At 34.6% G+C, this 16,549-nt stretch carries 14 protein-coding genes; 13 read left to right on the top strand and 1 reads right to left on the bottom strand.

The window, feature by feature from the left end:
• The first annotated feature begins 4 nt into the window (after window positions 1–4).
• The 3 genes from E4O07_RS08670 to E4O07_RS08660 are packed head-to-tail and all read left to right on the top strand — an operon-like array spanning window position 5 to window position 3,437.
• Entirely contained in the window at window positions 5–1,543 is a 1,539-nt protein-coding gene (locus E4O07_RS08670; RefSeq protein ID WP_253685054.1) for an ATP-binding cassette domain-containing protein, read from the top strand.
• Window positions 1,540–2,604: an ABC transporter permease gene (locus E4O07_RS08665; protein WP_253685053.1), complete on the top strand. Its 1,065-nt coding sequence runs from the start codon at window positions 1,540–1,542 to the stop codon at window positions 2,602–2,604. Before E4O07_RS08670 ends, E4O07_RS08665 begins: the two co-directional genes overlap by 4 nt.
• Window positions 2,601–3,437, top strand: coding sequence for an ABC transporter permease (locus tag E4O07_RS08660; RefSeq protein ID WP_253685052.1), 837 nt, complete (start codon window positions 2,601–2,603; stop codon window positions 3,435–3,437). Before E4O07_RS08665 ends, E4O07_RS08660 begins: the two co-directional genes overlap by 4 nt.
• 33 nt (window positions 3,438–3,470) lie before the next feature.
• Here the strand turns inward: E4O07_RS08660 and E4O07_RS08655 are convergent, their stop codons facing one another.
• A complete protein-coding gene (locus E4O07_RS08655; RefSeq protein ID WP_253685051.1) occupies window positions 3,471–4,154 on the bottom strand; it encodes an NYN domain-containing protein in 684 nt (227 codons plus the stop codon).
• A gap of 249 nt (window positions 4,155–4,403) precedes the next feature.
• Here E4O07_RS08655 and E4O07_RS08650 point away from each other — a divergent pair, with 249 nt between their 5' ends.
• The 10 genes from E4O07_RS08650 to E4O07_RS08605 are packed head-to-tail and all read left to right on the top strand — an operon-like array spanning window position 4,404 to window position 16,520.
• A complete protein-coding gene (locus E4O07_RS08650) occupies window positions 4,404–5,012 on the top strand; it encodes a LemA family protein (RefSeq protein WP_253685050.1) in 609 nt (202 codons plus the stop codon).
• A gap of 18 nt (window positions 5,013–5,030) precedes the next feature.
• Window positions 5,031–5,780 (top strand): glycerophosphodiester phosphodiesterase, encoded by a 750-nt coding sequence (locus E4O07_RS08645; RefSeq protein ID WP_253685049.1) that lies wholly within the window; start codon window positions 5,031–5,033, stop codon window positions 5,778–5,780.
• A gap of 36 nt (window positions 5,781–5,816) precedes the next feature.
• Complete coding sequence (locus E4O07_RS08640) at window positions 5,817–6,728, top strand: patatin-like phospholipase family protein (RefSeq protein ID WP_253685048.1); 912 nt, start codon at window positions 5,817–5,819, stop codon at window positions 6,726–6,728.
• A complete protein-coding gene (locus E4O07_RS08635; protein WP_253685047.1) occupies window positions 6,712–7,062 on the top strand; it encodes a NusG domain II-containing protein in 351 nt (116 codons plus the stop codon). The genes E4O07_RS08640 and E4O07_RS08635 overlap by 17 nt, the downstream gene beginning before the upstream one ends.
• Before the next feature lie 48 nt (window positions 7,063–7,110).
• Window positions 7,111–8,343, top strand: coding sequence for an EAL domain-containing protein (locus E4O07_RS08630; RefSeq protein ID WP_253685046.1), 1,233 nt, complete (start codon window positions 7,111–7,113; stop codon window positions 8,341–8,343).
• Between the two features lie 54 nt (window positions 8,344–8,397).
• Entirely contained in the window at window positions 8,398–9,537 is a 1,140-nt protein-coding gene (locus E4O07_RS08625; RefSeq protein WP_253685045.1) for an N-acetylneuraminate synthase family protein, read from the top strand.
• A gap of 3 nt (window positions 9,538–9,540) precedes the next feature.
• Window positions 9,541–9,954 (top strand): J domain-containing protein, encoded by a 414-nt coding sequence (locus E4O07_RS08620; RefSeq protein WP_253685044.1) that lies wholly within the window; start codon window positions 9,541–9,543, stop codon window positions 9,952–9,954.
• Between the two features lie 11 nt (window positions 9,955–9,965).
• Entirely contained in the window at window positions 9,966–11,915 is a 1,950-nt protein-coding gene (locus E4O07_RS08615; RefSeq protein ID WP_253685043.1) for a hypothetical protein, read from the top strand.
• A 1-nt stretch (window position 11,916) separates the two neighbouring features.
• A complete protein-coding gene (dinB, locus tag E4O07_RS08610) occupies window positions 11,917–13,104 on the top strand; it encodes a DNA polymerase IV (protein ID WP_253685042.1) in 1,188 nt (395 codons plus the stop codon).
• Window positions 13,101–16,520 (top strand): hypothetical protein, encoded by a 3,420-nt coding sequence (locus E4O07_RS08605; protein ID WP_253685041.1) that lies wholly within the window; start codon window positions 13,101–13,103, stop codon window positions 16,518–16,520. The genes dinB and E4O07_RS08605 overlap by 4 nt, the downstream gene beginning before the upstream one ends.
• The last annotated feature ends 29 nt before the right edge of the window (window positions 16,521–16,549 follow it).

Here is a 16,549-nt window from a genome sequence, read left to right as displayed (position 1 = left end):
TGAAGTGAAAAAGACGACGGCCGAGTTAAGCGGTATTTATAAGATCTATGAAACGGAAAACAAACAAACCGGCGAGGTCTATAAAAATGCCGCTTTGAGTAATGTGAATATAGAATTTTACACTTCCGAAATTCACGCCCTGCTCGGAGAAAACGGGGCCGGAAAATCTACATTGGTAAATATTTTTTCGGGTCTTCTTTCTCCGACGAGTGGTTCCATCAAGATAGCGAATAAGGTTTTTAATTTTAACTCCCCTAACGATGCTTTAAATGCAGGAGTCGCAATTGTTCATCAGCATCCTCGTCTTGCCGCAAATGCAAGTGTTTTTGAAAATATAATGATTGGCACAAAACAGAAGAGCTTTTTATCCCTTATAAACCTCCGTGCCGAAAAACAAAAAATAGAAAGTTTAAAGTCAAAATGGAATGTTGACTTGGACTTAAATGCAAAGATAAAAAATCTTTCTGCAGATAAAAGATTTTACACTGCAATGTTTTCTGCCCTTTATACTAATCCTCAGTTTTTAATTTTAGATGAACCGGCTTCCGTTTTTACCGATAAGGAGCGGAAGGATTTTTTTTCGGTATTAAAAAAAACATGTATCGAAGAAAAAATAGGTACTGTGCTTATTACTCATAAGGTTGAAGAAGCTTTAAATTTTGCCGATAGAATTTCGGTTTTAAAAAACGGAAAAATGCAAGGCTCTTTTTTAACGGAAGATTTAGGGAATAATGATGAGGCTGAACTTTTTATAAAAAAGCAAATATTTTCAGGCGATAAATTTTTAAAATCTGAAGAAGAAATACAAAAACTTCATGAGAAAAATATTGAAGAAAAAAAGTGCGGTTTCGGTTTTTGTATTTCTTTTAATTCCGGTTTCGGTTACGAAATAAAAAATTTTCAAGTTAAAGCAGGATGCGGAAGTATTACCGGAATTGTAGGCTTCCCTAACAGTGGTATCGAATACTTGGAAGATATTCTTTCGGGAATGTCTGACGCCAAGAATACCGATATAAATAAAAGGCATCATACAGGCAATATTGTAATTGAAAATCCGGGAAATGAAAAAAAAGTTTTTAACTGCGAAAAAATTACTCCCTCCCTTCTTCTAAAAAATAAAATAGGTTTTATTCCATCTGATAGAAATTTACGCGGCGCTGATGCAAATCTTACAGTTGAAGAAGTTTTAAATTGTTACCGTTTTAAAAATAATTTTTTTGATAAAAAGAATTCCGATGAATTTATTTTATCCTTATTGAAAGCTGAAAATATAAGTGCCGATAAAAACCGTTTGGCCGGTTCCCTGTCGGGAGGACAGCTCCAGCGTTTGATATTGGCTCGCTGTCTTTCAGAAAATCCTGAAATTATAATAGCTGCAGAACCTGCATGGGGCTTGGATCTTTTGAGCACGGAGCTTCTTATGAATAAGTTTAGGGCTCTTGCAGAGCAAGGCCGAACCATTGTAATATTGACAAAAGAATTCGATACGGCTTCTTATAAAAATGCTTTTGATGCCGTTTATTTTTTAGGAAAAGAAAATTGAGAAGGTATAAATTTTTAAGTTCGGGAGCTGCATTTTTTTTCGGTACCTTGGTAATAATTATCTTTATTTCTCTGGGCTCGCAAAATCCTAAAGAAGCATTGTCGGAATTTTTTTTAAAACCCTTTTCTTCCGTTTGGTATTTTGGAAACATGCTGAACAAAACATCCCTTTTGTTGTTTGCGGCCTCCGGTTCCTTATTTGCTTTTAAATGCGGCTGTTTTAATTTGGGCGGCGAGGGGCAAATATATTTTGCGGGTCTTTTGACCGGAATTCTTTTACAGCATACTTTGGCAGAGCCGATCGTGCAGCTTGTTCTTACAGGCTTTATCGTTTTTTTTGCTTGCAGCTTAATCGGTCTTTTTTCGGGATTTTTAAAAATTAAATTTAATGCGGATGAGCTTTTAACTTCTTTTTTAATTTCTGCGGCTATCCTGCCTGTTGTAAATTATCTTATCGGTAATCCTTTGCGGGATACATCGGGTAATTTACTGGCCCTGCCTCCAATAAAAGAAGCCTTTCAGCTTAAAACTTTTTTGCCGCCTTCTTCATTGAATATTTCTTTTGTGTTTTCTATTATTTTGGTTTTGTTTTTTATTATTTTTTTTGCTAAAACAAAGTGGGGCTACCGTTTGCGGCTTTCAGGAACGGCGTCTGAGTTTTCCAAGTTTGCAGGTTTTTCCGTTTATGCTCCGCCTCTTGCAGGAATGGGAATTTCTGCCGGTCTTCACGGTTTAACCGGTTTTTTTGCAATTACGGGAACTTGGTATATCTGTCACTTATCTTTTTCTTCCGGAATGGGATGGTCGGCCCTTGCCGTTGCCCTCGTAGCAAAGAATAGTTTCTTTGCCCTTATCCCGGCAGCCTTTTTATACTCTTGGATACAAAGCGCTTCCGATGCTGCCGTAATGTCAGGTTCTTTGGTTTTTGATACGGCCGTATTTTTACAGGCTGTAGTTTTTCTTTTTATTTCTGCAAACTTGTTAAGCCTGCGCTTGACTTCAAGATTGAGTAAAAATATTTCACGCATTAAGATGCTTCTTTTAAAAAGGAAGGGAATATGATTGAAGCCGTCTTGGTTATCTTAAAAATCTCGGCACCTCTTTTGTTTTTAAGTTTAGGAGCCCTTCTTACCGAATATGCTGGCTCTCTTGCCGTTTTTATGGAAGGCGCCGTTATTCTCTCGGCATTTTTTTGCGCTCTTATAACCATAATAAGCGGTAATCCATTTTTAGGTTTTATAGCTTCTATTCTTTTGACCTCTCTTATTCTTTATTTGCTTGCCTTGTTTACCGTTAAAACAAGGGCCAATTCTTTTTTGACCGGGCTTTCTTTAAACCTCTTTGCAGCAGGCTTTGTTCCTTGGGCTTCCGAGCTTTTTTTAAAAAAAGGCGGAGCGCTTTCCTTTGAAGACTTTGAAATTTCTTCCCATCTTAATCCCGTAAATAATCTTAATCCGTTTTTTGCAGGTTTAATTTTAGCTGTTGTAATCTTTTTATTTTTAAAATACAGCTCCAAGGGAATAAATTTAAAATTTTCAGGAGAAGCTCCGAATGTTTTAATTGCCCGCGGAATAAATCCCGATAAATATAAAATATTTTCATGGACGCTTGCCGGTTTTTTTGCAGCTTGCGCCGGATCAACCCTTGTGTTCCGTCTTGCCGCCTACACGCCCAATATAAGTGCGGGAAGAGGTTGGACAGCCTTGGCTGCAATCTTTTTGGGAAATAAAAATCCTCTTTTATGCACTTTAGCTGTCTTACTTTTTTCTGCGGCTGAATATGCCGTGAACATAATGCAGGGTGCCGTAAAAATTCCGTCCGGTATTTTATTATCCTTTCCTTATCTTGTAGCTCTTATCTTTTTTATTGCAGCACCTTCCGTTAGAAAAAAATAAATAAATTCAGTATATGCCAAAATAAAGATATTATCAGGGCTTGGTTTGCTTTGATTTCCACTCTTTTGGAATTTCATATTTTTTTGAATCTTTATTTATACAATCATTCATAATGGAATTTTCAAATCGTTTGTAGCTTTTTTTCATCAAAACAGGTTTTTTATTCCATGCTGCAAGCAGATGTGCAATATCATTACTATAATTTGATGGAGGAAATAGCACTTTTATTTTCATAGACGGAAAATTTTCTTTGATTAATTCAAGCGGAGGGATTAAATCACTATCAGCACTTACCAAGACTAATGAATCTGTGCTTTTATTTATACAATCGTTGATCATGCGTATAGATATATTTACATCCGTTTTCTTTTCTTCAGGTTTTGATATATCACTGTTACAATAAGGGCATTGTATATGTTTTTCAAGATATTTACCTCGAACAATTTCGAATTGATCACCATTTAACATTTTATTTGCATTTAAAAATGCACTTTGCCTGCTGCTTTTTTGTGAATTCAATGGAGTCGCGGTAAAATAAATAACTTTTTCAATAACTTCGTCATTTGATATGAAGCCTTGAAATAACTTTACGATATTGATCCAATATGCATTTCCCCATTTTTTATCGGCTGTTTCAGATCTTCTTAATCCATAGTAAAAATTGAAACCATCAACATAAAAAGTCACACGTTTTTTGACACACATTTTTTCTCCCATAAAAAAAGACCGCTACATGAGCGGTCCGTTACCCTTCAAGAAAGAAAGGGTGTTGCGTTAAGCTATTATCATATTACTACAGTATTGTCATTTTGTCAAGGAAATTTATATAAAAAACTGAAATTATATAGTGCAAAAATAAAATTGTTTTTGTCTATTTACTCTAATATATCAATATTAAACTAGCTTGTCTTTTTGTCTATAATTTGTTAAATTATTATATCTTATTTTTATATTTATGGAGGTGTTATGAGTAAGGGTTTAAAAACCGGATTGATTATTTTGGCTGTTGTTTTTGTTTTAGGTTTCGGCTTATATAGGTTTTTTATAGGAACATATAATTCCATTATCCTTGCAGAAGAGAATGTAAAGTCTGCGTGGAGTCAGGTAGAAAATGTTTATCAAAGACGTTTTGATTTAATTCCCAACTTGGTGAATACCGTAAAAGGCTATGCTGCACATGAGTCTAAGGTTTTTACCGATATTGCAGAAGCAAGATCAAAGGCCGGCGGTGTTATGAATGTTTCCGATGAGGTTTTAAATAATCCCGAATCCTTTGCAAAATTTCAACAAGCTCAAAGCGAGCTTGGAGCCGCCTTACAGCGCTTGTTGGTTATTACCGAAAACTATCCTGAGCTTAAAGCAAACCAAAATTTTATGGACTTACAAACCCAGCTTGAAGGAACCGAAAACCGTATTGCAGTTGAACGCAAAAGATATAACGAAGCCGTCCAATCATACAATGTTTATATAAGACAATTCCCGCGTTCCATTATTGCAAACATGTACGGATTTAGGGAGAAGGCTTATTTTAAGGCTGATGATCAGGCATCAACTGCTCCCAAGGTTAACTTCTAAATTTGTTAGGCCGTTATTATGAGTAAGACTCTTAATTTTGCCCACAGAGGTTTTCGCAGTCAATATCCCGAAAACACGATGCTTGCTTTTTCTAAAGCAGCGGACTTAGGTGTTGACGGAATAGAGTTTGATGTTCATCTCTCTTATGACGGCGTGCCCGTTATAATCCATGATGAGACCTTGGATAGAACATGTAACGCTTCAGGCCTTGTAAAGGATTTTTCTTTTGTCGACTTAAAAAAAATAAATGCCGCAGCAAATTTTAAAAGCTCAATGTCATTGGATTCGGCTGAACTCTTGGATGAAAAGATTCCTTCACTTGAAGAGTATTTTGATTTTATAAAGAATAAAAATATTATTTCCAACATTGAATTAAAGACAGGTGTCTTTGAATATCCGGGGATAGAGGAAAAAGTATATGCTCTTTTAAAAAAATATAATCTTCAAGAAAAGTGTATTATTTCTTCCTTTAATCATGAAAGTCTTTTGAGGATGAAAAAGTTGGATCCTTCCATTGTGTGCGGTTTTTTGGTTGATTCGTGGGATCTGCATCCTGCCGCTTATTTAAAAAAATACGGCGTAGAATGTTATCATCCGCCTGCATATAGGCTTACGAAAGAATTTGTAGATGAGCTTCATAATGAAGGCCTTAGGGTAAATGCATGGTTCGGGTCAATCCAAACGGACTATGCCCAAGTTTTAAGCACAGGTTTGGATGCAATTATAACGGATTATCCTGACAAGATTTCACATTTACTTAAAAAATAGCTGGAATAAATTTAAAAATAGATATATAATTATAGTATGAAATGGGCATTGGTTTTATCGGGCGGAGGCGCAAAGGGCCTTGCCTACATAGGAATGTTTAAGGCTCTTGAAGAATTGGAATATCCGCTTCCTGGTTGTATTGTCGGTTGTTCTATGGGTGCAATTATCGGCGGGCTTTATGCCTCGGGCATGACTGTAGATGAGATGGTTTCTTTCTTTTCTAAAGATTTTGAATTAACCGACTATCTGGATGTATCTCATTTAGGTTTCGGCCTTACGAAGCTCACAAAGTTTTTGCAAATCGGAGCAGGTTTAAATAATTTAATTTCTCATCAAGGTGCCGATTCCGGCGAAAAAAGTTTAACCCTCTTTAAAAAGCTTTCATGTTATCAAACATTTGATCAGCTTAAAATTCCTTTCTATTGTAATGCAACGGATTTATCCGACGGGAATGAAACGGTTTTTGATAAGGGGTTTTTGGCCGATGCGATGAGGGCTTCATACTCCTATCCCGGTTTTTTTGCCCCTTTTAATCATAACGGAAAAATTTTTGTGGACGGCTGTGTAAAAAATAATACGCCTGTTTGGATTGCCAAGGAAAAGGGTTTTAAAAATATCTTGGCTGTTACTCTTGGAACTTTTAAGGTTATAAAGAACGATGATATAGATTCTTCTATTGCAGTTCTGACAAGATGTCTCGAGGTAGCTTCGATAAGATCCGATTATAGTGTACGCAATACTCCAACCCATATTCTTGATATTGATACGGGTATGGCTCCCCATGATTTTTCGGATCCTCTTTATCAAATTCAAATGGGATACTCCATAACCATGAATAATAAAAAAGAGCTCCTTGAATTTTTTCAAAAAGGACTTCCAGGCTTTTTGAACCGCAGACGTATGGCTAAAAAAACTGCTAAAAGGTTGAAAAGTGAAAAAGTTTTTTAATAAGATTAGAGTCTTGGATGTTGCAATACTTGCCGTAATTGCTGCATTTATAATTTCGATTGCTCTTTTTATATATTCTGCAGATAATTCTACCCTCTATCTATTGGTACGGACACCAAAAGGCGACTGGATATATCCTATGAATACGGATATATCTTTTGCTGTTGAGGGTGAAACAGGGCCTGTAAGTATCAGAATCGAAAAAAATGAAGCCTTTGTTGTCGGTTCAACGTGTTCAAATAAAACCTGTATAGCGGCTCCAAAATTAAAAAAACACGGCGACTGGAATGCCTGCCTTCCGAATAAGGTCTTTTTATCTGTCGAAAAAAAATAAACTCATATAATACTTGAATAAAAACTATATAAGTATTATCTTATAGCAATGAGTCATTTCTTTGATGTTGAAAAAATTATTTCTGAAGAAAAAATCGAAACCGTTTTTCAACCAATCATAAACATCGAAAAAGGATATGTATTTGCCGAAGAAGCTCTATCACGGGGCCTTACTATAGACGGCTGTATCATCGAGCCTGAAACTCTTTTTAAAGCAGCTGTTGAGGCAGATCTTATTTATGAGCTTGATATACTTTGCTGTAAAAAGGCTGTTGAAATTTTTGCAAAGACATGTTCTAACACAAAATCAATTCTCTTCATAAATGTAAACGCCCAAACCGCTACGGAAGATAGTTTCTATGACGCTCTTTTGAATATATTGGATAAAAATAAGGTTCAGCCTAGGGAAGTCGGAATAGAATTTCTTGAAACCAGGGTTTTATCTATGGCCCTGCTTACAGAGGCCGTAAATAAATACCGTGAACAAGGTTTTGTTATTGCAGTGGATGATTTCGGTTCTAAAGAATCAAATATAGACAGGCTGCTTAATGTTCATCCTGATATTATAAAAATCGACCGCAGTCTGATTCAAAATATTCACGATGACCTTTATAAAAAATCGATTGTAACTGCTCTTAATGTGTATGCAAATATGACCGGAGCAGTTTGTTTAGCCGAAGGAATAGAAACGGCTGAAGAGATTCAATGTTGCTGCGATATAGGGCTTGTACTATTTCAAGGTTTCGGAATAAGCCGGCCTCTGAGTGATTTTAAGTTTTTTGAAGATCAGGCAAAAGATAAAACCTACGAAATTCTTTCAAAGGTTGAAAGATATAAACTTGAGGCTTCCACAAAAAAAAGGTCCATAGGTTCAAATATGGAATTAATGTCGAATTTTCTCATAAATAATCTTGTTTATGATGACTTGGACCGAATGAAAAATAGTTTAGAAAACTTTATTGAGCTTTATCCCGAGATTGAGTCTTTATCTGTGGTTGATTTTGCAGGGAAACAAGTAACAAAAAAAATATTAAAAGCTCAATTTGAGAATTCAAATCGCCATCCGCTCTTTTCGTTAAAAGAGGATTGTTTAAATATTATCGAAAATAGGTATATAACAAGGTTTATTGCATCTGAAAAAAACTATTTATTGTCGGATGCTTATATTTCCATTGTATCAAGGCTTCCCGTCCGTACCTTTACGGTAAATTTAAAAAATATTCCAAATCGAAAATATATATTGTGTATATGCTTTTATGAATCAGGCTTAAATGCCGGATAAAAATATAAGGCTCTCTTGTTTTTTTTTAAGATTTGATGTAAGATTTTTTATATTATGTGCGGAAAATCTGGAGTCTTTAAACTCGGTTCGGAAATTTTTTCAGTAAAAAATCCTCTCACGATTGCCGAAATAGGAACAAGTCATAACGGCTCTATTGAAAGGGCTTTAAAATTGATAGATGCGGCTGCGGAAGCCGGCGCAAGGGCCGTAAAATTTCAAATTGTTTATGCCGATGAAATTCTTCACCCGAATACGGGTTATGTAGATTTACCTACAGGCAGGATCCCTCTCTATGAACGTTTTAAAATTTTGGAAGTTCCTATAGCTTTTTACAAAGAGCTTGCAGAATATAGCCGGGCAAAAAAGCTTTTGTTTTCGGCCAGCCCCTTCGGGCTTAGGTCTGCTGCAGAGCTTGCCGAATTAAAACCCGATTTTATAAAAATAGCTTCACCTGAGCTTAATTATGTGCAGCTTTTAAAATACTGTGCTAAGTTTAACTTCCCTATGATTTTATCCGGCGGAGTTTCTCTTCTAAAAGATATTGAAAAAGCTTTAAATGTTTTACGCTCTGAAAATAAAAATCTGAACTTAGCTCTCCTTCACTGTATTACATCTTATCCTGCTCCCGAAAAAGAATACAATATTTCCCTGGTTGATAATTTGAGCCGTGTTTTCGATATTGCATGCGGAGTAAGCGATCATTCTTTAGATCCTGTTTTAGTTCCGTCCTTAACGCTTGCTTCCGGCGGTTTTATAATAGAAAAACATATCTGTCTTTCCCGTAAGGAAAAGGGCTTGGATGATCCGGTTGCTTTAGAGCCTGAAATGTTCAAAAAGATGTGCAGCACTTTGAAAGCTTTGTCTCAAAAAACTTATGGTGAGATTATAGAATACTTAAAAAACTTAAACTATTCTTTAGAGCTTATAAATGAAGTTATCGGTTCCGGCGAAAAAAAATTAAGCCCGGCTGAAAGCAAAAACTACGGGCGTACAAATAGGTCCATTCATTATATGCAAGATTTAAAAAAGGGGGATGTAATAAGCGATAAGGATATTGCTATTTTGAGAACGGAAAAAATCTTATCGCCGGGAGCGGCCCCTGATATGTTCGATGATTTTATCGGAGCCGTTTTAGAAAAAAACGTTAAGTCAGGCGAAGGCCTTTTGATGGAACATTTTCTTAAAAGGAAATAAGATATGAGTAAGAATTATTATAACGATATGGGAAATATTTTACGGGATGCTCTTATCTCCGATGAAGATCCATTTGAAGCGGCTGCTCAAAGATCAAGCGGGCGTTACCGCACAATGGGCGGCCGCATGGAAAGACGGCCTCCGCCTAAGATAGATAAAGAATTAGACCGTGTTCCTGTTCCTCCTGAACTTGTAGAAGATTTTGCCGTCTTAAATGTTTTATCGGGAGTACCGCTTGATGAATGTAAAAGATCATGGAAGCGCTTAATCAAAAAACATCATCCTGACTTTCAGGATTCGCCTGCAAAACAGGCCGAAGCCAATAAGATAATAAGGCGTATAAATAATTCTTATCGTAAAATAGAAACTTGGTTTAAGACAGGCAATATTTTATCGGAAAAAGACTTAAACTCATAAGGAATTATAAATTGAAAAGGATTCTTTTTTTTATTTTATTATTTTTTTTCTTACAGGATGCCTATTCCGAAAACACCGTTTATGAGCTGGGCCCTAAAAGCGAAAACATTATTGTGTTTACCGCTTCAAGGAATCAAAATAATGAGTCAACTTTTTCTACAGATCTTTTAGAAAATTTTGCAAAAGAATTAAAAGATGTGCTTTTTCAGACACGCGTTATAATTGCAATCACCGATAATGATTTTCCCGAACTGCCTGAAAGTATTGATATAATAGAATCTCAAAATACAAAAAAACTTATTTCAAAAATAAATGAAAGTAAATCAAGTCTTGTATTTGTTTTATCGGATGGTCCTTCCGATAGAGCAGTATTAAGTGCCGGGGCTGTAAAAAAGACCTCGCCTTCATGGATGTTAAAAGATTTACAGGAAATTTTACAAAAACAAAATATTCCTGTTGATTTTAAATATAATAATATTATTCTGTATCGTCTTGGCATTATCGGTGATAATATGCTGACAGAGTATTTAAAGGAAGATATTCCTGCAATAAGGATATCTTATGGAGCCGATATACGCCCTGTTTTGCTCTCTTTAATAAATACTTACACACAAGGTATTTCATCGGAATGGGATAAACATTATAATGTAAAAAAAATTTGGGGTCTTAGAATTATAAGTGAAAGGACATTGGTCCTTTTAGTAATAGGAGTAACCTTATTCGCTCTTTTTTATATTTTTATATTCAGTTTCTTATTCGGCAGAAGGAGAGAAAAAAATATAAGAGACCTTCTTCTTTTGTGGCGGGTTCCTATTTTCTTTTTTATAATTAATTTATTTGCTCTATACATAGGAGAGTATCTGACAACTCTTATGTTTTCATTTAAATTCGGTTTTCAAGATTCCATTAAATTTCTGCCTGTTACGGCTATTTTATTAAAATTATTATTTGCTGCAATAATAATTTCTTTATTTGCCTATGTAAACAGATATTTAAAATTGCCTAATAATATATTTATATACGGATACTTGGCAAGTATTGTTTGTTTTTTTAATATATTTATTTTTTCGAGAGTAAATTTATCGTTAGCAATTCTAGTTTTGGAAATTTATATCTTATCTTTCTTTTCTTATCACTTTCAAAAACTATATGCTCAAATACTGTTTCTTATTTTAAATAGCTTATTATTGGTTTATTATTTTTCGGATGTACTGTTTATTAAAGACAATCTTATTGATGTTTTATTTTATGCTAATAATATATTGGCTGCAATGTTTATCCTTCCATATATGTTGATGTTTATAAGATTATTTATGCAGTTAAAAAAAGAACGGCCGATGATAAAATTTATGCACTTGAAAATTATAGGCGCGATAACATTGATTACCTGCGTTTTTGTTGTTCTTGTTTTAATCTATCCGCCGTTTTTACATCTTAAAAATAAAAAAGAATTTATTTTATATAATATTGAAAATGAAAATAAATATATATCCCTTATTTCAAATATAAAGAATAAGCCTGAAAGAATAGATGAGGATAAAGAATTTTATAAACTATCGGGAATAAGGGAGGATGACTTTATAAAAGTGCAGGCCGGTACACAAAATTATCTTGAGCGTGTTATCGGGGAGGTAAATATAAATCCGCTTATTAAAGCTGCCGTTATACAGGTTATTATAAGCCGCACTGACGGTTTCCCGGTTTATGAAGCAAATATGGATTTTAAAAAATCAAATGAAGGGAAAAAAGCGGAATTTATTTCGCCTATCAATTTAACGGAACCTTTTTCTATAAAATTTTCGGGAGAAAAAAATGCCGTCTTACATGTAAAAATACTTGCATGGTTTTATGACAATCCCTTAAATCCTAACTTTGAATTTTTAAACGATAATTTAAAGAATAAAAAAATGATTTTTCATGTTATAAAAGAATTCGATTTGATACCTAAAACGGAGTCTTAGGATGACGGCAGAAAAAGTTTTTTTTCATGTTGATATAGATGCCTTTTTTGCTTCCGTTGAGCAGCTTGATAATCCTGAGTATAGAGGTAAACCCGTAATTGTCGGCGGTCAATCGGAAAGAGGTGTCGTATCAACTTGTTCCTATGAAGCGAGAAAATTCGGTGTTCATTCCGCTATGCCTATTTTGCAGGCTAAAAAACTTTGTCCGGGCGGTATATTTTTAAGAGGCCGAATGGATCGATATCACGAAAAATCAAAAGAGGTTATGGCTGTTTTTAAGGATTTTACTCCGGAAGTAAAACAAATTTCAGTAGATGAAGCATTTTTAAATATGACCGGCATGGAAAAAATATTCGGTATTCCTAAAAATTCCGCACTCTTATTAAAAAAAACTATAAAGGAAAAAACCGGATTAACTGTTTCGGTAGGTTGTGCTCAAAATAAATATATTGCAAAGATAGCTTCAGGGCGCTCAAAGCCTGACGGACTTTTTATTGTGCCTGCCGGTGAAGAAATTGATTTTATGAAAAGTCTCCCATTAAAGGATGTATGGGGTGTAGGAGGAAAAACGAGAGAAAGGCTTATTGCTGCAGGCTTGACTACCGTACCTCAAATATTTAACTCAAGCGAGCATCTTTTACAAAGTATTTTAGGGAATGCATCCGGCAGTTTTTTATATCAGGCTGTACGAGGAGAGCTTTACGATGTTTTTAGCGATGATGCCAAATCTCATTCTATAAGTACGGAGCGGACCTTTGAGCATGATTTATTTTCTCATATAGAGATAGATGATGTTATGTTTTATCTGGCATCCGAGCTTATGTATAGAATATTTGATGAGAAGGTAAAAGGAAAAACCGTTTCAGTTAAAATACGCTATAATGATTTTACTACCGTTTCCGTTCAATCTACAGGAGCTGTTGTCAATGACACTCAGGATTTGTTTGAGCGTGCTAAAGAACTTTTTTATAAAAAATTCGATAATAAAACTCCAATAAGACTTTTGGGATTGTGCATTATGAATGTTGAATCCGATGGACCTGAAGCACAAACCGAATTATTTTACAGCGAAAAGAATATAAAAAAAAGAAAGATTGAAGAAACTATGTATGCTCTTACAAAAAAAAAAGGAAAGAATATTTTAAAACCTGCGCGCCTTTTAAAAAAAGATAAGGATGGCCTTGAATGAAAAAAATAGTTAGTGTTTCAATTGTATTCTGTGTTTTTTTGTTAAGCTTTGCACATGGTTTTGAAAATGATGAAAACCCGGATGTAGATTTCGGTATTGATTTAATCAAGAAGAGGACCGGAGAAAACAAGGCCGGGCAATATTTTAAAAATTTTGATGAAGAAAATACCGTTCTTTTTTTGGACGGATTTTGGGATATGGAATTTTTAGGCCTTTCATCTTTTGAATTTTTTGACGGTTATGCAAAGGTAAATTCTTTTCAGGGGGTGTTTAAACAAAAGGCTAATTTAGCCTTATTGCTTTTACTGAATAATGAATTTTATTTTGAAACTCTTTATAAGGATGACTATAAAAAAAGTACTTTGGCTTTCGGTTATTTTGGAAAGGAAGAATCTCCTATCAAACATATACGGGCAGGGAACAGTAATATAAAATTTCCTCTTAATTATGGGTACATAGATACCGGGGGCGGTAAGTTTATAAGTCCCGGTATTATGGGAACCTTTGCAGGAGAGAATTGGAGTGGCGATACGGTGCTCAGATATGAAAGCTCCGAATACAATTCAAAAACGTATTACGGTAATACGGAAATTATAGAAAATAAAATTTCGATTAACGCTTGGCAAAAAGCGAGGCATTTTTATATACCTGTAGATAATCTATATGGAAAACCTGTCTTGGTCTTTGTAAAGGATTTTGCAGGAGGGCAATGGAGACCTTTGAGTCCCGATGAATTTGCGGTAGATCCCCGCTTAAAAACTTTATCCTTAAAAAAATCTTATCCTGAAGGGGTTGCCTTAAATTATTTTGATTTGGAGGCCAATCCCGGTGACCCGAATAATCCGGCAAATAAGCATTTGGGGAATGTTACAGATTATTTTTCAGTCTTAGGTTCCATTCCGGCGATAAACGAAATAATTGCTTCTATTCATCCTGATGTTTCATGGTATAAAGAAAATGTTTTTGGAAAAGATTTATTGGTATTAAAGAAAAATAATTTTTCTCCCTTTGAGATTGCTTCACGTTATGAGGCCCCGGAATCTTCAAACTCTTCTTTGAGTATTGTTGATACCCATACGCAAAGTGAGGTTTTAAACTTTGAAGCTTCAGTTGAATCAGCCGGCAGTTTTTTAGGAGATTTTCAAAAATTAAAATTTATTCAGGTTCTGAATCCCTCCCAAGGCTATGATTTTAGTATAATTGAGCAAATGTTTCCTTTTCGTAAAACTGACTCTAAAATATATCTTCCCGGTAACTCGGATGAATCGGACTTAAGTTTACAAATATTTTGTAAAAATTACCTCCCTTCTCCCGGCTTTATTTTACCCGATACGGCAATTCCCGGAAGTATACGTGTTTTTAAAAATAAAATACGGATATTCGATTTTGATTATAATGAGTCAAATCATAATTTAACGATACATGAGCCTGTACTTTCAAATGATATTATCGAAATCCAATGGAAGGAAGCCCTAACTTATTCCGACTCCGGGCTTGTACGCTTTGCAGGCGGAGCTCACTGGAGACCGGTTTCCGGGCTGGATATGTTTTTTGCGGGTTCGGGTGACTGGGAAATTACAAAGCAAAAATTTAATCCGATAGATACCTATAAGCTTTCGACAGGTTTGAATTATAAAAATCAAACTATAAAAACCGGATCCGTTTTCGGATTTGAGGCGGGTGTTGACCGTAAACTAAGTGCAAAAGAACAAGCTTACTCTTTTCAAAATAAATCTTATTTTAATTACAGCTTGGACGGCCCTCTTTATTCAAAAAATTCTATCCCCGTTTTTTCGAATCCGAAATTTTATTTTGAAGAGAATATAAAAATTGATAAAAGAATAGGTAATGCTCATACTAAAACAAATGCAGCTATCGATATATGGAAAATTAAATTTGCCGGTCTTTTGTCTTTAAAAAATAATTTTTTCTCGGATAATTCAAAGATGATTGAAAGTTACGGACATTCGGTTATAATGCCTATTTATTTTGTTTACTTATCCGAAGATTTTTTTGTAAATATACATGATAATATATTAAGAAGAGAAGGTAAGATTAATTTTGAAAAATATGTAAACATTAATTATCTGACATCAGTTGACTACAACAAAGATTATACTTCTCAAAAGATACTTACATCCATATCTCCTGCAATTCCGGAAGCGGATTTTGGAATTATATACAGTCAAATTAATTTTTTTATAAGTCAAAAGTATAAAACTCTTTTAAATCCGGCCTCAGCTTCTTACAATTCGGCATGGACAAAAAGCTTAATCGATATGTATTCAAAGGGTGAAAAAAATGCTGAGGATAGAACAGGAGGGATGACTTTTTTATTCAATTATTTTCCGAATGAAAAAGATAAAGACGGTATTCAATTGTCGGGAATCAACTTTGATGCATTTTCAAAAACGCTTTTTCAAAATAAGGGAAAAGTAAAGTCCCTTGATGAAACCGGCTTTGAAATTTCCGTACCCTTTAATACGGGAAAAATATTTTTTTCTCCGATTGTTAAAAGAAAAATTACAAAAGAAAAGATTGGAACCGAAGCTGAAAAGCAAGACTCTTATGCTTCGGATCTAAAATTTTTATTTACGGGATTGGGAGGTCAATATTGGCTTTTTTCTATACCTTTTTTTTATGACATGTTTGACCAAAAAATAGTCAAAGAAATTCAAACCAATAACAATGAAGTGTACTATACTTTTTTTAATTCTTACGGATTTAACCTTTCACGCTTGATAAGCGGAACCATTAAGGATTTATATACGCCGCTGGAATTCGGTACGGCCGTATCCAGATTAGTACAATCCGCCCAATTAAATTCCGGGCAAAGCAATATATACGGACTTGATTTTTCATTTAAGTACACGACTTTAAATATTTCGGGTAAATACGGTTATTTTGATTGGTTTGATTTTTATGATCAAGATGAATTAAACAGGTTCTATAAATTCGGTTTTTCGTTTGGAAAAAACTTTTTTAAATTTAACTTTAATTCAAACCATGGCCTTTATTTTTTCTTTAACTCAAATAATAAGCTTGGCTTTGAAAACGAATTTTTATATACGGCTTCAAAAATAGAAAACTCAAAACTTTCAACCGATGAATGGAAAGAAAAATTCAGCCTAATGTTTTCGTATAAGGGCGGAACATCTCTTCCTCGCGTAATAATAGAAAGCTTTTCAAAAATACCTCTGTCCGACAGCCGGGAGGAAAAACTTTCGATAGAGCTTTCACAAAATAAGAGCTTAAAAAAACTTAATTATAAGCTTTCATTTAAACACTCGCAGTCAACAAAGATAGGCTCCCATGGAGAAATCAAAATATTTGCAGAATTGGAAGGGGCCTCTACAACGTCAAATTCTTTTTTGCTTAACGTAAATGCAGGTATTTCGGGAAAGGTGGATTTTTAAAAATCCCGGCATTTGTTTAATCGTCTATA

Origin of the sequence: Treponema sp. OMZ 798, assembly GCF_024181385.1 — a bacterium.
Classification (GTDB): Bacteria; Spirochaetota; Spirochaetia; order Treponematales; family Treponemataceae; genus Treponema_B.
The sequence above is the reverse complement of the archived record's forward strand: the minus strand, read 5'-3'. Positions and strand labels throughout refer to the sequence as shown.